This window comes from Psychrobacter sp. Marseille-P5312 (assembly GCF_900291405.1).
Classification (GTDB): domain Bacteria; phylum Pseudomonadota; class Gammaproteobacteria; order Pseudomonadales; family Moraxellaceae; genus Psychrobacter; species Psychrobacter celer.
Genome location: NZ_OLML01000001.1, coordinates 825007 through 845336, shown reverse-complemented (window position 1 = coordinate 845336; position 20330 = coordinate 825007). Strand labels below are relative to the sequence as shown.

The following is a 20330-nucleotide window of genomic DNA, read 5'->3' as shown; positions in this document are numbered from 1 at the left end:
AAAGATCAGCTCGGCATTTAAATATAAAAAAACACGATTGCGGTCGTGTTTTTTTTGCTTTTAAAATCGGTATTTTGCAACGCAATGTTACCTATTGATTGATTTAGACTGGTATCATGGGCAGGTTTAATTTTGAGCGCTGTATTGAGCAGCTAACGATTGGCTATCAATCCAGCGCTCACCGAATAAATCAAAGTTAATATTTAAGCTTTAAACGACTGAAAAATAAGGTTTTGGATAACTGCTATGCGTCTGTCTACTGTGGATTTGCAAAAACGTCTAAACCCCGATAAGCCCAAGGGCTTGCCGCTGGTGTTGACCATATTGATTGCGTGGCTGGCAGGCGCAGTGTTTATCTTTGCTCTCGCGCCGTATGGTTTTTGGCCGGTGGCGTTGGTGTCGCCTGCTATTTTGTATGCCTTACTGATGCCTGATATGACGGGCAAGCGTGCTTTTGTTATCGGTCAAGCTTATGGTACTGGGCTTTGGTGCGTCGGGGCATTTTGGCTGTATACCTCAATCCATGTCTATGGCGATACGCCAGTGTGGCTGGCGCTAATTATGATTGCGCTGATGGGCCTTGGTATGGGCTTGTTTCATGGCTTTTTGGCGCTGGTGTTTAATAAGATGGTCGGCAAGCAGCCCCTGTCTTTTGCCGCGCTTTGGGTGCTGCAAGAGTGGATGAAGACGTGGTTATTTACTGGCTTCCCTTGGTTGTTTGTCGGTTACGCCTTTACAGAGCAGTATTGGCTATCGTCACTTGCGCCAGTGGCGGGTGTGTTTGCAGTGTCTTTTGTGGCGGTATTATTGGCAGCCAGTTTAGTCGAGCTACTGCGTCGCCGCGCAGGCTATATGGTGGCTTCGATTGCACTATTGGTTGTCAGCACCTCATTGTGGCTGATCAATCCGCAGTGGACTAAACCAAAAGGCACGCCTGATGTGTCGGTGTCATTGATTCAGGGTAATATTCCGCAAGATTTAAAATGGCTGACTGAGTATCAAATAGAGACGCTCAAGATTTATGCCACGTTGACTCGCAGTGAGTGGGGACGTGATATTATCTTGTGGCCTGAGTCGTCGATTCCGATGTTTCAGACCGATGCGATCGGCTTTATCAATGAGATGGTCAAAATGGCCAAAGCCACCAATACCACGTGGGTGACCGGTATTCCTTATAAGGATGAAGCGGCATTTGATGAAGCTCAAGATAAGTATCCGCCATTTTATAACAGCGTGATTGCGCTGGGTGCCGAGGCAGAAGGACTGTACAAAAAACAGCGCTTGGTGCCATTTGGTGAGTATGTTCCATTTGAAGGGCTGCTCGATATTTTGCCAAACCTTGCAGGTAGTCAAGAGGTTATGAGCTATAGTCGCGGCAGTGAGGCGCAGTCGCCGCTACAGGTGCGTGGGCACAATTTGGGCGCTGCCATCTGCTATGAAGTGGCCTATCCTGATACCACGCGCAAAAACGCCATCGGTACAGACTTTTTATTGACCATCTCAAATGATGCATGGTTTGGCACCTCGGCAGGTCCGCTCCAGCATCTGCAAATGGTCCAGATGCGCGCGCTTGAAAACGGCCGCTGGTTTATGCGTGCGACCAACACCGGTGTCACCGCCATCATCGACCACAAAGGCCGTATCGTTGAGCGGGCGCCGCAGTTTGAGCGTACCGTATTGCGCGGTGATGTACAAGCGCGGACAGGTAGCACACCGTTTATGCGTGTCGGTCATTATCCTGTCTTGTTTGTGGTGGCGCTGCTGCTGTTATTGAGTTATCTGGGCAAGCGGGCAACGACAAGAGCGCGCTTGGGTAAGTAGTTTTGCTGTTGATTCGTCGTGGTGCGCCATTTAAAGCAAATAATAACGCTAAGGCGCTCAAGTCATGGAGAAAAACTGCCCATAATAAATCCTTTAAATACTTAAGGGTTTTAACAAATCGCTATAAATTGCGATATAATGGGTCAATATTTCAAATATTTTGTGCAAGGTGGATAAGATATGTCAGAAGGTATCGTCAATAACAACCCAAAAAAAGAGCTGTTATATGCTCTAGTCGGCACAGCCTTGTTTTTAGGTATTGTCTTACTTATCGGTGTTTCTGCATTTTTGCGTCCAGCGGGCGAGCATATCACTGCTGAGACGACCGAAGCTGCAGTCGCCGCTGACGAAGCAGCGCCAGTAGCGGCGGCCAATGCAGAGGCTCAGGACGATGCAGCCCCAGCGGAAACAGCAGAAGCGGCCGCAACTACGCCAGCGGCAGATGCGACTGTGACGCCAGCGGATGCAGATAGTACCGTGGTAGCAGCAGAAGCAGGCACCGCCACTGCCGCTGGTACGGTCAGCCAAGCGGCGGTTGCCGATGCTGATTTAACCGCAGAGCAAGCGGATGGCGACGTGGAAGCGGGTGAAACTGTCGCACAATAAGCTGTTTTTGCCTAGGGCGTGTCCTCGTTTTAAAAATAGCGACAAAAATGAGATAAATCGCCGTCAAACAAGGAAGATAGCGCAGATAATATCGAGATATTCGTCAGCTATTTGACACCGTCTGGCCAGATTTAGCCATTTTTAGCCCAATTAGATGGCTATCGATTGAATTGAGGGCACGCCCTAGATACGGGCTGTCTTTTTTCATTATGACAAGATAGTTATCTTGTCATAGTGACTGATATTTGTCTTTTGGCAATGCCACAAATACTCGCTCTCAGCTACTGAGGGCGATTTTTTTGTGAGCCACTGTATAATTATTGACCAATTAATTCTTTACTTGCCGATAGACAGGTGAAGCAATATTGCTCTTATATGACCGCTTATCTGAATAAATAGGGGTTTGGTCATTATTAAAGTGGTCTTTAAAGGAATAATCTTATGAGCAAAGAAGCAAATTCAGCGGTGAGTGCCGCTGAATTAGAATTGCTAGAAAACGGTTTTATGGGGCATCCAAAGCCGCTGCGTCCGCTATTTTTTACGGAGATGTGGGAGCGGTTTTCTTATTATAGTATTCGCCCGCTATTGGTATTGTTTATGGTGGCGACGGTAGGCAGTGGTGGTTTTGGGTTTGATGAAGTCACCGCTTCTGCTATCTATGGTATCTTTGCTGGCTCATTGTATTTGGCGGCCGTCCCTGGCGGCTGGCTGGCAGACAACTGGCTTGGACAAGAGCGCGCGCTGTGGTGGGGTAGTGTCATTATTGCCCTTGGTCACTTATGTATCGCGCTTTCGGCGATGTTTGGTATGACGCTGTTTTTTGTCGGTCTGATCTGTATTGTTTTGGGCTCAGGGTTATTTAAGACCTGTATTTCGGTGATGGTCGGGGCGCTGTATACCAAAGGTGATGTGCGCCGTGATAGTGGTTTTACCTTGTTTTATATGGGTATCAATATCGGCGCGTTATTGGCCGCGCTGATCGTTGGGGTCTTTAAAGAAAAAGGCATGTGGCATGTCGGCTTTGGGGTCGGTGGTTTGGGGATGCTCATCTCGCTACTTATCTATCGTTTTTCTGCCCAAAAAACATTGACCCATTATGCCAAAGCCAAAGGCATCAGTGCTGAGTGGGAGCGCTCTAACAATCGCTATCATAATATCGGACGCTGGGTCGCAGGATTTGTAGCATTATTGGTGGCTGTGATCGTGCTGGTCGCCACCGGTATCATGCCGTTTGAGGCAAGCATGGTCGCAGAGTATATGACCTATATCATCGCGGCTGTGGTGATTGGCTATTTTGCCGTGATGTTTGTCTCACCGCGCCTTGATAAAACCGATAAGCTGCGTTTGTTGATTTGCTTTATTTTGATTATCGGCTCGACGCTGTTTTGGTCAAGCTTTGAGCAGCAGCCAACCTCATTTAACTTATTTGCTGATCGCTATACTGACCTTAATGTCTTAGGGTTTGAGATACCAAGCATTTGGTTTCAGTCGCTAAACCCGCTGTTTATTTTGTTGCTCGCTCCTATTGTCAGTATTCTTTGGGTCAAGCTGGGTAATAGAGGTATCGAGCCAAACAGTATGGTCAAGTTTGCGCTTGGCATGTTGATTACTGCGGCAGGTTTTGGCTTGATGATTATCGCCTCAAAAAATATTTTGACCAATGAGACTGGCCTAGCATCACCTTTATGGCTGGTCGGTAGCTTGTTGCTGTTGACGCTTGGTGAACTGGCCCTGAGTCCAGTAGGATTGTCATCGATGACCAAACTTGCGCCAAAAGGTATGCAAGGTCAGATGATGGGGCTGTTTTTTGCTTCTGTCGCCATGGGTAACTTGGTTGCTGCATTTTTCGGTGGTCATGTCTCAGCGGACAAGATTGAAGGCTTGCCAACGCTATTTACGACCATGACCGTCTTTTTGGTAGTGACGGCGGTTATCTTGTTGCTATTGGCCAAGCCCATCAGTACCATGCTCAAAAATAGCGAACAGTCCGATCATGTCAGCTAAACGACACCAAAAAAGTTAGCGGATGCGTTTGAGCAAATGGTTAGGATAGCCAAGTGCTAAGTCCGTGCATCAATAAGTAGGCTGATGATGAGACGTGTTACCATGGTTGGTAGCACGTCTTATCGTTTTTATCCGTGACAGGTCTTGCTCAAGCCATGACATATTTTTGTTCAAGCATTTTTTTATTCCAGTATTGAAAGCTTGTCATCTGCCCAAACATCTTAATAATATCTGGCTATTTATCACTTCTGCATGGTCAGTATTTGCATCAATGGCTATTGATCATTCAACACGATTCAATACGCACTTACTCATTTACCCGCGCCAATAAGACGACTATCCATAGTCGCCGCGTCGTCGTATTTTTTTAATACAACCTCGCTTGCCCACTGTTTTCGAAATCAATAAGGAAAATTTTAATGAATAAACAACACATTCATGATCGTATCGCAAGTTTACGGGAGCGCATGGCCGCCCAAGACCTAACGGCCATCATCGTACCGTCAGCGGATCCGCATTTATCAGAGTATCTACCAGAGTATTGGCAGGCGCGTTTGTGGTTGTCAGGGTTTACAGGCTCTGTCGGTACTCTAGTGGTCACCGCCGATTTTGCGGGTCTGTGGACGGACAGCCGCTATTGGGTACATGCCGCCGCCCAGCTGAAGGGTACAGGTATCAGCTTAGAAAAACTGGCACCAAGTCAGCCAAACCATATCGATTGGTTGGTGACGCATTTAGCAGAAGGCGATAGTGTGGCGGTCGATGGTAATGTGTTGTCTATCGCGGAGCAAGACAAGCTGTTAGATGCGTTTGATGCCAATGACATTACCCTCATCACCGAGCGTGACGTACTGACAGAGATTTGGACAGATCGTCCAGCATTGCCATCAGCGAAGCTATACCAGCATGATGCGCAGTTTGTGGCGCAATCTGCGACCGATAAGCTTGCTGCGGTACGCTCAGGGATGCAGGAGGCTGGCGCCACTCACCATCTGCTCTCAAGCTTAGATGACATCGCTTGGCTGACCAATCTGCGCGGCAGCGATGTCGATTATAACCCCGTGTTTTTGGCGCATATGCTCATCAGTGCAGACAGTGCGACATTGTTTGTCGATAACAGCAAAGTCAGCAGCGATATCGCAAAAGCCCTAGAAGACAGTGGTATCACGCTTGCTGATTATGACGCAGTACAAGACGCTTTGAACGCACTGACTCCAGAGGATTTGCTGCTGCTAGACCCAAATAAAGTGGCAGTGGGTACGCTATCAAAGATGGCCGACGATGTGGGCTTTATCGAGCAAATCGCCCCCAGCACGTTACTCAAATCTGTCAAGTCTGATGCCGATATCGAGCATGTCCGTGAAGCCATGCGCCAAGATGGTGCGGCCTTGTGTGAGTTTTTTGCCACGTTTGAGCAGCGTTTAGCAGACGGCGAGCGTCTGAGTGAGCTGGATGTCGATAGTATGCTGATTGAGGTGCGTAGTCAGCAGCCGCATTATGTTTCGCCGAGCTTTCCGACGATTGCAGGCTTTAATGAAAACGGTGCACTGCCGCATTATCGAGCAACGCCAGAAAAGTTCAGCTACCTTGATGTCGCTGAGGGTGAGGGTGGATTGTTGCTGATCGACTCAGGGGCACAGTACCAAAACGGCACCACCGATATCACTCGCGTCGTCGGTATCGGGCAAGTCAGCGATGAGCACAAGCGCGACTTTACCACAGTACTAAAAGCGCATATCGCGCTTGCGCGCGCCTCTTTTCCTGATGGTATCGCCTCGCCACTCATCGATGCGATCTGCCGTGCGCCATTGTGGCAAGCACAAATGGATTACGGTCATGGTACAGGGCATGGCGTTGGCTACTTCCTAAACGTCCATGAAGGCCCGCAAGTCATTGCTTATAGTGCCAGTACGCCAAAAGAGCGCGCCATGAAAGCAGGTATGATCTCCAGTAATGAGCCAGGCCTATACCGCGAAGGTAAATGGGGTATTCGTATCGAAAACTTGGTGGTCAACACCTCAGTTGCGAACCCTACCGAGAGTGAGTTTGGTGAGTTTTTACACTTCGAGACCGTCACTTATTGCCCAATTGATACCCGTTTACTTGATAAATCATTGCTCGATCAAGTAGAGGTTGAGTGGCTAAACGACTACCATCGTCAAGTTTATGCTGAGCTAAAAGATCGCGTTGCTGGTGCAGCGCTTGATTGGCTGACTGAGCGCACCCAGGCGATTTAATCGAAAGCCTTAGGGCGTGTCTTTATTTCTGAAATGAGCACACGCCCTAGTAGACGCCCAAAAAATAAGCCCCGTAAATATTTACGGGGCTTATTTTTTGAAATTATCAGACGATATCTATAGTTTTTGGCTGTCTTTATTGGGCATATAGCCAATCCCCAATCTTCAAGCCACTCTAAAACCAACCCAGTAGCACGCTGGCATAGCTTTACTCTTTTTATTTGGAATTGACGACAGGCTGATCTAAAGCCTCTGTCTCACCCAATTGCTGTGCCACCTCAGCATGGAGCCATGATTTGAGGTTTTCTGACATCAGCATCATCTGTTCACTGAGATAGTCATCGATCTGCATCTCGAGCTCATGGAGGAGCGCTTGATGCGCGGCGCTAGATGGCTCCTCTTTTAGTGTCAGCTTGATGGCTGTACTGGCCTTATCTTTGATGGCTTTGACCGCTTTGACATTGGCATCATGGTTTTTATCATGAGTGGTTTGCTGATCAGCCGTTTGTGCTTCCTCATCGCTGCGCTCAGGGGCACGGACGGTCTGCGGCTGGGTGCTGGTGGTAGCGTCTTTATTACTTTGTGTTTTTGCTATGCCAGCTTGCGCTGTGTCAGTTTTACTATCGGTGTCAGGCGCGTCTGATTTGGTGCTTTGGTGGGGCTCTTGACGGACGGCTGGATGGGTATTATTTTCTTGATCATCAGTTGCTGCTGGCTTATGTAGCGATTGTTTTTGTGCGGCTTGTGCCTTTGAGGCTATCTCTTCTTGTCGCTTTGCGTCCTCTGCTGCTTTTATTTTTTCTTGTTTTGCTTTGGCATCCGCTTGCGCTTGCTTATCGGCGATGGCTTTTGCAATGGCCTGCTCGGCATCGTGGTTGTCGTAGAGCTCATCGACATGAGTGTCTAGATCAGGCGTGCTAAATACAAAGCTTTCAAACGGCGTCTGGGTTTGTAGCAAGGTGATGATGTCTTTTAGCTCTTGGGTAATGGCGGCGCGTACAGGCTCAGGAGCACACGTCCAGCGCTGATAAAACTGATGAGAAAATGAGTAGCTTGACATGGTATCTTCCATAAATGTACAAAAATTACCCCTTATCATACGCAAGTACGATAAGGGGCTGCAAGTGCACAAACGTAGCAAATCTGACACCAAAGTTACAACGCGCTGTATCAGACGGTCGCATTTAGGCGGTGACAGGCCAACGAGCAAATATCAAAGAGCCATTGGTACCACCAAAGCCAAAGCTGTTGGACACGGCATATTGTAAATTGTCCACTTTTCGGGATTGGTGCGCGACATAATCGAGGTTGCAGTTGTCCTCGACATTGTCTAGGTTGATGGTTGGCGGTACATGCTGTTGCTGCAGCGCGCGAACGGTAAAGATGGCCTCAATACCCCCAGCTGCGCCCAGTAGGTGCCCTGTCATTGATTTGGTTGAGCTGACCAAGATGCTGTCTTTGACAGGCGCAAAGACGGTTTCGATAGCGATGGACTCAGCGACATCGCCGGCGGGGGTGCTGGTGCCATGAGCATTGACATAGCCCACTACGTCAGGCTCGATGCCCGCATCATTGAGTGCGTTTTTCATTGCTCGAGCGGCACCGCTACCGTTTTCTGGGGGCGCGGTGATATGGCTGGCATCGTCGCTCATGCCAAAACCGACCAGCTCGGCCAATATCGTAGCGTCGCGCGCTTTGGCGTGAGCGAGGCTTTCGAGTACCACCACCCCTGCGCCATCGCCGAGCACAAAACCATCACGGTCTTTATCAAATGGCCGTGAGGCTTTGGTTGGTTCATCATTGCGTGTAGAGAGCGCATGCATCGCCCCAAACCCTGCCATGCCAAGTGGACTTGAGCCTTTTTCGCTACCTCCAGCGAGCATCACATCTGCATCACCATAAGCGATCAAGCGTGCCGCGAGTCCCATCGCATGCGTGGCAGTGGTGCACGCAGTTGAAGTGGCGAGGTTTGGGCCTTTTAGGGTATGTTTGATCGCAACCAATCCTGCGGCCATATTGACGATCGAGCCTGGGATAATAAAAGGCGATACTCTCCCAGCGCCTTTTTCGCGTAGGGTATCGCGGCTGTTTTCGATGGTCTGAATACCGCCGATGCCCGAGCCTAAGATGATACCAAATCGCTCAGCGTCGACGCCTTGTACCGGTGCATCGGCCGCGCTCACCTCATCGATGAACCCCGCATCTTTTAACGCCATGGCTGAGGCCGCCACACCATAATGCATAAACTCATCATAGCGGCGCGCGTCTTTGGCGTTCATGTATTGTTTGGCATCGAAGTCTTTAATCACCCCAGCGATTTGTGCACGGTAATCAGTGGCATCAAAATGGCTGATAGGGGTAATACCACTCTCGCCATTGATGAGCTTGGCCCATGAGCTATCGACATCGAGGCCAAGTGGCGTGATAGCGCCCATACCCGTGACCACGACACGCATCTCATCTGGGCGCTGATAATGCGGCGGCTTTTGGCGCGGCGTTTGCTGGGTAGTGCCAGCATTAGAAGGGGCGGCTTGCGCGTTCGGTGAACTGCTATGTTGGCTCATGCGATATATCCTGTACGTGCGATCCTAAAAAGAAGGTATTTTAACCGTCATTATAAAACACATAAGTGTACGTATGTAAACTAAAATTTGACCGACTAGGCAAAACATACCTGACCCAATACCACGCCCTTTTTGGCGCCTGTTACCGCAGGTAGATTGCCGGTTTCGCCCATCAAGGTTTGCCGCGCCAGCCAAGCAAAAGCAACGGCTTCGACCCAAGCTGGATCCAGACCTAAGCTTGCGGTCGTGGTGACATGACAATGGGGCAGGTGTGCTTGTAGCCGCGTCATCAGGTAATCATTTAGCGCGCCGCCGCCGCATACATAAACACTGCTTTGTTTTTGATTACTAATAAACTGATTGATCTGATCGCAAGCACTGATAGCGGTTAGCTCGGTCAGTGTCGCTTGTACGTCAGCGGCTGAATAGCGTGTATCGGTCGCCGTTTTATCAAAGGCTTGTAGCTCAGACTTTAACCAAGATAAATTAAAGTCCTCGCGTCCGGTACTTTTAGGGTGAGGCTGGGCAAAGAATGGATGCTCTAAGAGTTGATTAAGTAGTGGTTCGATCACTTGTCCTGACTGCGCCCATGCCCCATCTTGATCATAGTCTTTATCAATATGCTGTTTGGCCCAAGCGTCTAACAAAAGATTGGCAGGGCCGGTGTCATAGCCTATGACCGGATCATCATTAGCTGGCAGCACAGTAATATTCGCAATACCGCCCAAATTCAGTAAGATACGAGTGCTAGCGGAGTCAGAAAATAAAGCCTTGTGAAAGGCTGGCACTAAAGGCGCGCCTTGACCGCCAACTGCCATATCGCGGCGCCGAAAATCACTGACCACACTGATAGCGGTGCGCTCAGCGATGATATTGGCATCGAGCAGTTGTAAGGTGACCGCCATTTGTGGACGATGACGCACGGTTTGTCCATGACAGCCGATCGCCAGCACCGACTCGCTACCGGTATTTGACTGCTGCAATAAATTATTGACCACCTCGCTGGCAAACTCGCCATAGGTTTTGCTTGCCCAGCCAAACCAGTCCAGCTCGCTATTTGGCTGGTTGTTTGGCTCATCAGCACTCGGCGTCAACGCTTGAATACCATTAGGCTGACACAGAGCGAGCAGCACTTCGCGCAGACGCGCTGGAAAGTTTTGGCTATGGCTTGTGATGAGCTGCAGCGGTTGCTGTGTGTTCTCACTATCACTTGCAAACTGACAAAGCACCGCGTCCATCCCATCCAAGCTGGTGCCAGACATCATGCCGATATATAGACCGTCATCAAAGCTTTCAAACACCGTTTGCTCTAACGCATCAGTGAGCGATGCATAATGGGCACTTTCGTCAGCTGCTAAAAGGTCAGCCGCTAAAATCTGATTACTTTCTGGGTCATTCGTGGTCTGGACAGGGTTGGCCATGGCAATTTACCTTAAAAAACGCTAGTATATCCCTCAAATTCTAACATCTTTTACTGGCTACGAAACGTCAATCCCGTTTGCAAAAATAGAGTAGCAGGAAAAACAAGTGCAGGTACTAATATAGAGCAGATGCTATATCTAGTAGACTAAACGAATTTGACGCTGCTAATCGTACTTTGGCACTCGGGAGCATTCGCCCAGACGCGTTACCCTTTTAATTTAATAAAGACAATAAAGAGAGCATCATGACCACTCAAACCCACACTCTAGAAGAACAACTGGCCCTGATTCAGCGCGGTACTCAAGAAATTTTATCCGAAGAGGATTTAGTCGCTAAGCTTAAACTGAATCGCCCGCTACGTATTAAGGCCGGTTTTGATCCTACTGCACCGGATCTGCATTTAGGCCATACGGTACTCATCAATAAGCTCAAGCATTTTCAAGACTTAGGTCATGAGATTTATTTTCTTATTGGTGATTATACGGCCAAGATTGGCGACCCTTCGGGTAAGAACAGCACGCGTCCGCCGCTCAGTGATGAGCAAATCAAAATCAACGCCCAGACCTATGCCGAGCAAGTCTTTAAGATTTTGGATAAAGAAAAAACCAAGATTGTCTTTAACTCTGAGTGGTTCAACGACATGTCGGCAGGGGACATGATTCAGCTATCAAGCCAGTTGACGGTCTCGCGTATGCTAGAGCGTGATGATTTTTCCAAACGCTACGCGGCGCAAACGCCCATTGCTATCCATGAGTTTTTGTACCCATTGGTGCAAGGCTATGACTCTATCGCGCTCAAAGCTGACGTCGAGCTTGGCGGTACCGACCAAACCTTTAACATCCTAATGGGTCGCACCCTGCAAGGTCGCTATGGTCAAGAGCCACAAGTTTGTATCACCGTGCCAATCTTAGAAGGCCTAGATGGCGTTAATAAAATGTCGAAGTCACTTGGCAATTATGTGGGCATTTATGATGCGCCGGGCACCATGTACCAAAAACTGCTATCGATGCCAGATACCTTGATTCGCCGTTATTTTGAGTTTTTAAGCTTTAAGCCGATGGATGAAGTCGAAGGCTTGATGAACGAGATGGAAAACGGTCGCAATCCACAAGAGATCAAGCGTATCCTCGCTGAAGAGTTAATCGAGCGCTTCCATGATGCTGATGCTGCAGCTAATGCGCACAAGTCTGCCGGTAACGTCTTAGCAGATGGTGAGCTGCCAGTTGATTTGCCAGAGGTAGTATTAAACTTAGAAGGAGCGGACGCGCTATTTATTACCCAAATCTTAAACCAAGCTGAACTTGCCAAAAACAACTCAGCGGCTAAAGATATGGTCAAACGCGGCGCAGTAAAAGTCGATGGCGAAGTGGTCGATGCAGGCTTTAGCTTAACCTCAGGTCAGACCGTCGTCATCCAAGCGGGCAAAAAAGCCTATGCAAAAGTGACGGTTGCTTAAGTGATTGTTCACATCAATAATGGCTTGAGGAGAGATAAATGCTAGAACGGGTTACGTTATCAAGCAATGGCATTATCCTTGAACCATTAACGCTAAATCATACCGCTGACTTGGTTGAGGCTTGCCAAGATGGTGAGCTGTGGAAAATAAACGTGACGTCTGTACCTGAGCCAGACAAGGTCATTGATTATATTAATGTTGCAGATTCAATGACGGATAGACAAGCTTTTGCCGTCATTGATGAGCGTACTGGTAAAGCGATTGGCTCAACCAGCTTCCATGACATTTTGCCGACTACCAAAAGATTAGAGATTGGCTATACTTGGTATGCCAAATCGTATTGGCGCACGCATGTGAATACGACTTGTAAGCTCATGCTACTCACCTATGTATTTGAAACGCTACAATATCAAACTGTAGGCTGGCGTACAGATATTGACAACCATCGCTCACAACAAGCCATCGAGCGCTTAGGTGCTAAAAAAGATGGCGTGATCCGTGGCAATCGAGTACGCCGTGACGGCGTTATTTCAGATACCGTGATGTATAGCATGATCTATTCTGAATGGGCAGACATCAAGTCTAAGCTTACAGCAAAAGTACAAAGCATCTATTAATCTTTTAATTATCAATATAAATGAGTGGTTTATGTCTCAACAAATTCAAAGTACGGTAGCCCAAGGCATTTACCGCCATTATAAAGGCAGCCTGTATCAAGTATTGCATACCGCGCGGCACTCAGAAACCGAAGAGTTGCTTGTGGTCTATCGTTGTCTTTACGGTGAGTATGGCGTTTGGGTGCGGCCGTTGGCGATGTTTGCTGAGACCATTATGCGAGAAGGCAGAGAAATACCAAGGTTCGAGTTGATAAAAAAGCTCACGGATTAAACGAGCAGCCTTTTAATGAATAGCACAACAAAAGCGACCCTTCATAGGTCGCTTTTTTAGTTCCTACTCATAAATTATTCTCAAAAAATTCCTTTAATACTTTATGAAAACCAATAGGCTCATCAAGCGGTACGGCGTGACCTGAGTGCGGTAAAACGATTTCTGTGGCGTTGGGTAGCATCTGCGTTACCTGTTGCTGCCACTTAGCGTTATAGAGCTGTGAGCGACCTCCGATTAAGTTCACGACTGGAGTAGTAACTTTTTCTATCACCGCCCGAAAATCGTACTCCAGATTTAAGTATGCTTGCAAACAGCGCATCTTATGCTGCCAAATGCGGTGGTCATAGAGCGCAAGCTTAGGATCGTTCTTATAAGTCATCGCTTGTATAAACGCTTTTGAGCGTCTGCGGTTGACGGATAGTAAGGAAAACTGTCGCTCGACATCAGTGACGCGGCGCTTGAGCGCAAAGGGCAGGTGGGTAAAACTCTCGAGCTGAATATACGGCAGCGTCATATTCACCACCTTATGAAAGACTGCAAACACCTCGCGCTGCCGCGTACCAAACAAACCGCCTTGCCAGTCAGGCTGGTTATGAATCGCAGGGCTTTGGTCGATGTTTAAATAACGACTGACTCTTGCGCTGCCATAACGCGAAAAATACGCCCACATCACTTGTGCACCCATCGAGATGGCGGCGACGGGCAATGCGTCTATGTTGCGTGCCAAACAAATTTGCTCAATGACAACATGGAGGTCATCGGCGTATTGCCGCAAAAAATCAAACTCACTCAACTCGATATCCTTTGCGGCTCCAAACCCGCGTAAATGCGGCAGATAAAACGTATAGTGACCGAGTAAAGGCAGGATGAATGGCAAAAACTCACGTGCATCCATCCCGTACGCATGGAGCAGTAGCACCGGCTTGCCGCGGCCGATAACTGACATGGGTAGCAGCGTGCCTTTTGCCACCTCGATGTTTTTTGTATGCAGCTGATACTGATTGAGCAAAGCAGGGCGCGGCACAGCAAATAGGTTGGTTTTCATCAGGTATGATACCTTATTGCAGAGCAGAGCATCGCGCTGACGCAAACGTTTTGCCACTGATAAAACCCTGCTATATTAAAACAATTAAACTGACCATAGCATAAAAAATGCCTAGCGGTAATAGCGGCGAGCAGGTTAAGGGATGAGCGGCCGATCAATGATCATCAGTGACATAAAGGAAGAGTGTATGAGCAAATCGACGTTAGCCTTGCTTGATAGTAGTTTGTATCCACAGCGCTGGCAGCAGCAAACTTTTGCGACCCCGCAGGCGCTACTAGTCGCGATGCTAAGCGCAGAGGGCATGCCTGATGCTCAGGATTTTACACAACAGTTATTAGCCAATGAGGTGTATCAGGACTGGATTAATAGCAGTATGTTTGGCCGCTATTTGCATCGGAACTTTACCGCTTTTTATCGGCAAAGCGAGGACAGCTTTAATACCGATATGCCCGCATTATTTCGCCGTGAGCTGACGCGGCATGCGCAGTATTTACCGCTGGGGCAGGTGCTGTTTTTTGCAGGTGGTATGCCAAAGCAGGTACGACAAACCAAGCTGCTAACCACCACGGTCAATCCTGCGACTGCTATCATCGATGCGCAGCCAAGTAGCCGTGCTGTGCAATCTACACAGACGGTAGTCAATCAGCTAACCATCGTCGGCAAACACCTCTTAGGGTTTCCTATTCGCCATAATAAGCGCACCAGTGAGCGCATTCGAAATGAAGTGCTGATTTTGGACTTTCAGCAGGTGACACTGGTCAAAGAAATTCAAATTCAACCCAAAAAAAGAAGCAACATAGATGAGACTATATTGCTTCGGTCTTATGAGTTACGTTAGAGAGCAAAACGGCCGGCTAAGCTTTTAACAGCCTTGCTTCGCAATGGTCAGACCATTATAAGTTTGCGCCACTGGCATCACTTCTAAGCGATTGACATTGATATGGGCGGGCGATTCAATCAACCACAATAAAATATCGCCGATATCCTCACCAGTCATGGTTTTAAAGCCGTCATAGACTTTGGCGGCTTTTTCGTCATCGCCATGATAGCGCACATTCGAAAACTCAGTGCCCGCGACATTACCTGGTTCAAGATTGGTGACGCGCACCTGCGTACCGACTAAGTCCGCGCGCAGATTTAAGCTAAACTGTTTGACAAAGGCTTTGGTCGCACCATAGACATTACCGCCAAAGTACGGCCAACTGCCAGCGATAGAGCCGACATTGATGACATAACCGCTATCGCGCGCCACCATCGCAGGTAGTACAGCGTGGGTCAGCGCCACCAGACCTTTGATATTGGTATCGAGCATACGCATCCAGTCGTTGAGATCTGCCTCATGGGCAGGCTCAGTGCCGAGCGCTAGCCCAGCGTTATTTACCAAAACATCGATGTGCTGAAAGCCAGCCGGCAAGTCAGCAATGATTTGCGGGATAGACACTGTATCACTCACATCCATGACCACCGGCAAAAACGCCTCGCCCAATGTAGCTGCCAGTGCATCAAGCTTATCGCGGCGTCTGGCACAACCGATCACTTGGTGACCGCCTGCGACCAAACGCTCTGCCAGCGCCTTACCAAACCCTGCACTTGCTCCTGTGATCAATACGTTCATGATCTATCCTTATTATTGATGTTGTCTGCTGTTGCCATGATTTTGATGACGGCTTTATTTACCCTAATGAGACTTATCTATTAGATAACTGCTTACCAAAAATCTTATCGCCCGCATCGCCTAGACCTGGGATGATGTAACCGTGCTCATCTAAATGGCTGTCTAACGCAGCGGTATAGATAGTCACATCAGGATGTGCTTCGTTGACCAAACGCACCCCTTCAGGAGCCGCTACCAATACCAACGCCTTGATATTGGTACAGCCGTTTTTCTTTAGCATCTCAATGGTTGCGACCATCGAGCCACCTGTGGCTAGCATTGGATCAATGATTAGGGCAGGGCGCTTGTCCATGTGGCTGACGAACTTTTCAAAGAAAGGCACAGGCTGCAAGGTTTCTTCGTCACGTTGTAAGCCGACGACAGAGATTTTGGCCGTAGGGATCAAATCGAGTACCCCATCTAGCATGCCAATGCCGGCACGTAAGATAGGTACGATGGTTGCCGTCTTACCGATGATTTGCTCACCTGTGATTTCACCACACCAGCCTTCCATTGGGAAGGTCTCAATTTCAAAATCACGGCTTGCTTCGTACGCCATCAAGCGCGCAAGCTCTTTGGTTAATGTACGAAATTTATAAGTGCTACAGTCTTTTTCGCGCATTAGGCTGAGTTTATGACGGACTAGCGGATGATCGATTACAGTAATTTTTAAGTCACTCATAAGTACTCTCTTGGTTTTGGCTTGGTTCTGGGTCTGATGCTTGCGCAGTCGCTGCGGTTGCCATTAGTATAAAAGATACAAACACTTACCACACGTTACCCCGACTTTAGCGCATCCATAGTAAGCTTAGCCTACCTAACAACCGCGCCTAGAGCTTTTATCTCTTGACAGCACGATTCTCTTTGACTACATAAATGGCGACATATATAGAGTTATCACAACATGCTTACCGCGCAAAATATTACCAATAAAGTTGAGTTGTTATGGTAATCGGCCACGTATTGAGCGCATCAATGAGGATGCTGTGTTGTATTAAATCGACTATGTTTTACTATTATGGATGACTATATGACGTCAGGGTCGGTGAAGTAGTGTTTAGGCCTGCTATGATACCAAAAAAACCGCTTTTTTGATGAAGAATCTTATGACCAATCAACCAACTAGCAACCAGCACCCCATGTCTCATACAGAAATCGACGCAGCATTGTCAAAAGACGATGCTTTAAAAGTAGAAACCCATCCGTTTGCCCCAGTACTGCCTGCAAATGCCAGTGTAATGATGATGGGCACGTTTCCACCGACCGCTGATAAATGGGCAATGCGCTTTCACTATCCAAACTTTTATAATGATATGTGGCGTATTTATGGTGGCGTGTTTTTTGACGATATTGATTACTTTAGAGTAGAGGGCGAAAAGCGTTTTGATCCTGAGCGTATTCGCGACTTTATGTTTGATCGCGGTATTGCCTCGTGCCCGACGGTGAAGCAAGCCATTCGTGAGACCGGAAATGCGTCGGACAAACACTTAACCGTCGTTACCCCAGTGGATTTAGATAATATCTTGCTGCAAGTACCAAAGGTTAAGACGCTCTTTACCACTGGCGGCAAAGCAACTGAGGTCTTGCTAAGCCTACTAGCGGAGCCACCCGCCAAATCCAAGCATCCTAAGACCAATCAAAGCATGCAGTATCCTTATCGTTGGCAGCATCATGACAAAGACCCCGCCGTCAAAGAACTGACCTTATATCGTCTGCCCTCCACCTCGCGCGCTTATCCTTTGGCGTTAGACAAAAAAATCGCCGCCTATAAAGCTTTTTTTGAAAAAATGGGCAAGCTATAAAGGATACATAAAGAAGCATAGATAGAATAACGTCGTCTGAGAACCAAGAGGGCTAAACGCTAAAGCAGAGTAATTGAGATTAGCGGTAAATTATTTTCCCTGTTAACTGTTTGATATATATCAACTATCAATCATCATGCCAAATAACCTCTTAATTAATAAGTCTGGCCCCTTGACCCCCACCCAAATACGCGTATAATGCCACCCAGTCGAAAGGGAAGGCGGATTAAAGAGTGACTCATTTAAAGAATGAATCATCATTTTAAACTCTTAAACTCCAAGTCTAACCAACTGATTTAAAATAAACCAAATTAGTTCTTGACTTACCAAATAAAGCGTCTATAATACGCACCTCATCAGGACGAGCTAAGCATTACTAGAGTAAATTACATAGTAATAACGCAGCGAACCTTGAGAAACAAATTATAAAAAAGCTTGACAAACCAAATCGTTATGATATGATAGTCGGCTCGCTAATAACGATAAGCACATTGCTTAGTTATTAGATATATAACTCTTTAACTGGACGACAGTGNAACGCAGCGAACCTTGAGAAACAAATTATAAAAAAGCTTGACAAACCAAATCGTTATGATATGATAGTCGGCTCGCTAATAACGATAAGCACATTGCTTAGTTATTAGATATATAACTCTTTAACTGGACGACAGTGAAGAGACACTATTTAAAAGCACAACTAAAGAACAACTTGTGTGGATTTTTGCTGATACAGAATGCTAAAAAATAAAGTTGGTTTTGACTTCTTTTCGGGAGTTAATTCTAACTATAAAAATTATCATTTACTCAGCAGAAAAACTCAAAGTTAATTCATTACGAACATAATTTTAAGCGATTTGCTAGATAAATGAGCCAAGATTAGAAGTCATCTTCCTATTTATAGGTAAAGGCTTCAGATAGATTAAACTGAAGAGTTTGATCATGGCTCAGATTGAACGCTGGCGGCAGGCTTAACACATGCAAGTCGAGCGGAAACGATGGGAGCTTGCTCCCAGGCGTCGAGCGGCGGACGGGTGAGTAACACTTAGGAATCTACCTAGTAGTGGGGGATAGCTCGGGGAAACTCGAATTAATACCGCATACGACCTACGGGAGAAAGGGGGCAGTTTACTGCTCTCGCTATTAGATGAGCCTAAGTCGGATTAGCTAGATGGTGGGGTAAAGGCCTACCATGGCGACGATCTGTAGCTGGTCTGAGAGGATGATCAGCCACACCGGGACTGAGACACGGCCCGGACTCCTACGGGAGGCAGCAGTGGGGAATATTGGACAATGGGGGGAACCCTGATCCAGCCATGCCGCGTGTGTGAAGAAGGCCTTTTGGTTGTAAAGCACTTTAAGCAGTGAAGAAGACCATATGGTTAATACCCATATGCGATGACATTAGCTGCAGAATAAGCACCGGCTAACTCTGTGCCAGCAGCCGCGGTAATACAGAGGGTGCAAGCGTTAATCGGAATTACTGGGCGTAAAGCGAGCGTAGGTGGCTTAATAAGTCAGATGTGAAATCCCCGGGCTTAACCTGGGAACTGCATCTGATACTGTTAAGCTAGAGTAGGTGAGAGGGAAGTAGAATTCCAGGTGTAGCGGTGAAATGCGTAGAGATCTGGAGGAATACCGATGGCGAAGGCAGCTTCCTGGCATCATACTGACACTGAGGCTCGAAAGCGTGGGTAGCAAACAGGATTAGATACCCTGGTAGTCCACGCCGTAAACGATGTCTACTAGTCGTTGGGTCCCTTGAGGACTTAGTGACGCAGCTAACGCAATAAGTAGACCGCCTGGGGAGTACGGCCGCAAGGTTAAAACTCAAATGAATTGACGGGGGCCCGCACAAGCGGTGGAGCATGTGGTTTAATTCGATGCAACGCGAAGAACCTTACCTGGTCTTGACATATCTAGAATCCTGCAGAGATGCGGGAGTGCCTTCGGGAATTAGAATACAGGTGCTGCATGGCTGTCGTCAGCTCGTGTCGTGAGATGTTGGGTTAAGTCCCGCAACGAGCGCAACCCTTGTCCTTAGTTACCAGCGGGTTAAGCCGGGAACTCTAAGGATACTGCCAGTGACAAACTGGAGGAAGGCGGGGACGACGTCAAGTCATCATGGCCCTTACGACCAGGGCTACACACGTGCTACAATGGTAGGTACAGAGGGCAGCTACACAGCGATGTGATGCGAATCTCAAAAAGCCTATCGTAGTCCAGATTGGAGTCTGCAACTCGACTCCATGAAGTAGGAATCGCTAGTAATCGCGGATCAGAATGCCGCGGTGAATACGTTCCCGGGCCTTGTACACACCGCCCGTCACACCATGGGAGTTGATTGCACCAGAAGTGGTTAGCCGAACCTTTTAGGACGGCGATCACCACGGTGTGGTTGATGACTGGGGTGAAGTCGTAACAAGGTAGCCGTAGGGGAACCTGCGGCTGGATCACCTCCTTATAGACAGCATTCGGTCAGCAAGAATTCACAACAAGTTGTTCTTTAGTTTAAGCTTACGTTTTAGGACGTACTAGGGTCTGTAGCTCAGCTGGTTAGAGCACCGTGTTGATAACGCGGGGGTCGGTGGTTCAAGTCCACCTAGACCCACCATTATACATGGGGCCATAGCTCAGTTGGTAGAGCGCCTGCCTTGCACGCAGGAGGTCAACGGTTCGACTCCGTTTGGCTCCACCACTACAACCTCGGTAGCTTAGAGTGCAAATAAATACAATAGGTATTAAATAGAAACAAGTGATTTATCTTTGAACAAAGACACGATTACTTCTTTCTGTTTTATACGGAAATCTATGACTTGACGAGAGCATAGAGA

At 47.8% G+C, this 20330-nt stretch carries 15 protein-coding genes, 2 tRNA genes and 1 rRNA gene; 12 read left to right on the top strand and 6 right to left on the bottom strand.

The features are described from left to right. Positions 1 to 246 precede the first annotated feature (246 nt). The 4 genes from lnt (at position 247) to C6W44_RS03595 (ending at position 6668) form a co-directional block, all read left to right on the top strand. Positions 247 to 1821, top strand: a complete 1575-nt coding sequence (gene lnt / locus C6W44_RS03610; RefSeq protein WP_105244259.1) for an apolipoprotein N-acyltransferase — start codon at positions 247 to 249, stop codon at positions 1819 to 1821. Between the two features lie 180 nt (positions 1822 to 2001). Next, positions 2002 to 2427, top strand: a complete 426-nt coding sequence (locus tag C6W44_RS03605; protein ID WP_105244258.1) for a hypothetical protein — start codon at positions 2002 to 2004, stop codon at positions 2425 to 2427. Positions 2428 to 2868: 441 nt separating this feature from the next. Next, entirely contained in the window at positions 2869 to 4431 is a 1563-nt protein-coding gene (locus C6W44_RS03600) for a peptide MFS transporter (protein WP_105244257.1), read from the top strand. A 419-nt stretch (positions 4432 to 4850) separates the two neighbouring features. Further along, on the top strand, positions 4851 to 6668 hold the full coding sequence (locus C6W44_RS03595) for an aminopeptidase P family protein (RefSeq protein WP_105244256.1): 1818 nt from the start codon (positions 4851 to 4853) through the stop codon (positions 6666 to 6668). Between the two features lie 217 nt (positions 6669 to 6885). Here C6W44_RS03595 and C6W44_RS03590 read toward each other — a convergent pair whose 3' ends face one another. The 3 genes from C6W44_RS03590 to C6W44_RS03580 form a co-directional block, all read right to left on the bottom strand. Then, positions 6886 to 7728 carry a hypothetical protein gene (locus C6W44_RS03590; RefSeq protein WP_227526348.1) on the bottom strand — a complete coding sequence of 281 codons (843 nt, stop codon included), beginning with the start codon at positions 7726 to 7728 and terminating at the stop codon, positions 6886 to 6888. Positions 7729 to 7852: 124 nt separating this feature from the next. After that, positions 7853 to 9124 carry a beta-ketoacyl-ACP synthase II gene (gene fabF, locus C6W44_RS03585; protein WP_199774504.1) on the bottom strand — a complete coding sequence of 424 codons (1272 nt, stop codon included), beginning with the start codon at positions 9122 to 9124 and terminating at the stop codon, positions 7853 to 7855. Between the two features lie 203 nt (positions 9125 to 9327). After that, positions 9328 to 10653: an anhydro-N-acetylmuramic acid kinase gene (locus C6W44_RS03580; RefSeq protein ID WP_105244253.1), complete on the bottom strand. Its 1326-nt coding sequence runs from the start codon at positions 10651 to 10653 to the stop codon at positions 9328 to 9330. A gap of 245 nt (positions 10654 to 10898) precedes the next feature. On the opposite strand from C6W44_RS03580, the gene tyrS reads away from it, so the two are divergent. Genes tyrS through C6W44_RS03565 form a run of 3 tightly spaced genes read left to right on the top strand, consistent with a single transcriptional unit; the run spans position 10899 to position 12998 of the window. Then, entirely contained in the window at positions 10899 to 12110 is a 1212-nt protein-coding gene (gene tyrS / locus C6W44_RS03575) for a tyrosine--tRNA ligase (RefSeq protein WP_105244252.1), read from the top strand. Positions 12111 to 12148: 38 nt separating this feature from the next. Then, on the top strand, positions 12149 to 12727 hold the full coding sequence (locus C6W44_RS03570) for a GNAT family N-acetyltransferase (RefSeq protein ID WP_105244251.1): 579 nt from the start codon (positions 12149 to 12151) through the stop codon (positions 12725 to 12727). A gap of 31 nt (positions 12728 to 12758) precedes the next feature. Next, on the top strand, positions 12759 to 12998 hold the full coding sequence (locus C6W44_RS03565) for a DUF1653 domain-containing protein (RefSeq protein ID WP_105244250.1): 240 nt from the start codon (positions 12759 to 12761) through the stop codon (positions 12996 to 12998). Between the two features lie 67 nt (positions 12999 to 13065). On the opposite strand, the gene C6W44_RS03560 is transcribed toward C6W44_RS03565, so the two are convergent. Next, positions 13066 to 14043 (bottom strand): alpha/beta fold hydrolase, encoded by a 978-nt coding sequence (locus tag C6W44_RS03560; RefSeq protein ID WP_105244249.1) that lies wholly within the window; start codon positions 14041 to 14043, stop codon positions 13066 to 13068. A gap of 187 nt (positions 14044 to 14230) precedes the next feature. Here C6W44_RS03560 and C6W44_RS03555 point away from each other — a divergent pair, with 187 nt between their 5' ends. Continuing rightward, on the top strand, positions 14231 to 14881 hold the full coding sequence (locus C6W44_RS03555; RefSeq protein ID WP_105244248.1) for a hypothetical protein: 651 nt from the start codon (positions 14231 to 14233) through the stop codon (positions 14879 to 14881). Positions 14882 to 14905: 24 nt separating this feature from the next. On the opposite strand, the gene C6W44_RS03550 is transcribed toward C6W44_RS03555, so the two are convergent. Both C6W44_RS03550 and upp read right to left on the bottom strand, forming a co-directional pair. Continuing rightward, positions 14906 to 15658: an SDR family NAD(P)-dependent oxidoreductase gene (locus tag C6W44_RS03550; protein WP_105244247.1), complete on the bottom strand. Its 753-nt coding sequence runs from the start codon at positions 15656 to 15658 to the stop codon at positions 14906 to 14908. 73 nt (positions 15659 to 15731) lie between these two features. Beyond that, the gene (upp, locus tag C6W44_RS03545) at positions 15732 to 16379 is read right to left on the bottom strand and encodes a uracil phosphoribosyltransferase (RefSeq protein ID WP_105244246.1); all 648 of its coding nucleotides are present in this window, start codon (positions 16377 to 16379) and stop codon (positions 15732 to 15734) included. A 457-nt stretch (positions 16380 to 16836) separates the two neighbouring features. On the opposite strand from upp, the gene C6W44_RS03540 reads away from it, so the two are divergent. The 4 genes from C6W44_RS03540 (at position 16837) to C6W44_RS03525 (ending at position 20194) form a co-directional block, all read left to right on the top strand. Continuing rightward, positions 16837 to 17499 (top strand): DNA glycosylase, encoded by a 663-nt coding sequence (locus C6W44_RS03540; protein WP_105246439.1) that lies wholly within the window; start codon positions 16837 to 16839, stop codon positions 17497 to 17499. Between the two features lie 921 nt (positions 17500 to 18420). Continuing rightward, a 16S ribosomal RNA gene (locus C6W44_RS03535) occupies positions 18421 to 19960 on the top strand. A 73-nt stretch (positions 19961 to 20033) separates the two neighbouring features. Beyond that, positions 20034 to 20110 (top strand) — tRNA-Ile (locus C6W44_RS03530). Between the two features lie 8 nt (positions 20111 to 20118). After that, positions 20119 to 20194: transfer RNA gene (locus C6W44_RS03525), tRNA-Ala, on the top strand. Positions 20195 to 20330 lie beyond the last annotated feature (136 nt).

Excerpts from the sequence above, each read along its gene's own strand:
- lnt (WP_105244259.1), top strand. The coding sequence starts at position 247 with ATGCGTCTGTCTACTGTGGATTTGCAAAAACGTCTAAACCCCGATAAG.
- C6W44_RS03605 (WP_105244258.1), top strand. The coding sequence starts at position 2,002 with ATGTCAGAAGGTATCGTCAATAACAACCCAAAAAAAGAGCTGTTATAT.
- C6W44_RS03600 (WP_105244257.1), top strand. The coding sequence starts at position 2,869 with ATGAGCAAAGAAGCAAATTCAGCGGTGAGTGCCGCTGAATTAGAATTG.
- C6W44_RS03595 (WP_105244256.1), top strand. The coding sequence starts at position 4,851 with ATGAATAAACAACACATTCATGATCGTATCGCAAGTTTACGGGAGCGC.
- C6W44_RS03590 (WP_227526348.1), bottom strand. The coding sequence starts at position 7,728 with ATGTCAAGCTACTCATTTTCTCATCAGTTTTATCAGCGCTGGACGTGT.
- fabF (WP_199774504.1), bottom strand. The coding sequence starts at position 9,124 with ATGCGTGTCGTGGTCACGGGTATGGGCGCTATCACGCCACTTGGCCTC.
- C6W44_RS03580 (WP_105244253.1), bottom strand. The coding sequence starts at position 10,653 with ATGGCCAACCCTGTCCAGACCACGAATGACCCAGAAAGTAATCAGATT.
- tyrS (WP_105244252.1), top strand. The coding sequence starts at position 10,899 with ATGACCACTCAAACCCACACTCTAGAAGAACAACTGGCCCTGATTCAG.
- C6W44_RS03570 (WP_105244251.1), top strand. The coding sequence starts at position 12,149 with ATGCTAGAACGGGTTACGTTATCAAGCAATGGCATTATCCTTGAACCA.
- C6W44_RS03565 (WP_105244250.1), top strand. The coding sequence starts at position 12,759 with ATGTCTCAACAAATTCAAAGTACGGTAGCCCAAGGCATTTACCGCCAT.
- C6W44_RS03560 (WP_105244249.1), bottom strand. The coding sequence starts at position 14,043 with ATGAAAACCAACCTATTTGCTGTGCCGCGCCCTGCTTTGCTCAATCAG.
- C6W44_RS03555 (WP_105244248.1), top strand. The coding sequence starts at position 14,231 with ATGAGCAAATCGACGTTAGCCTTGCTTGATAGTAGTTTGTATCCACAG.
- C6W44_RS03550 (WP_105244247.1), bottom strand. The coding sequence starts at position 15,658 with ATGAACGTATTGATCACAGGAGCAAGTGCAGGGTTTGGTAAGGCGCTG.
- upp (WP_105244246.1), bottom strand. The coding sequence starts at position 16,379 with ATGAGTGACTTAAAAATTACTGTAATCGATCATCCGCTAGTCCGTCAT.
- C6W44_RS03540 (WP_105246439.1), top strand. The coding sequence starts at position 16,837 with ATGTCTCATACAGAAATCGACGCAGCATTGTCAAAAGACGATGCTTTA.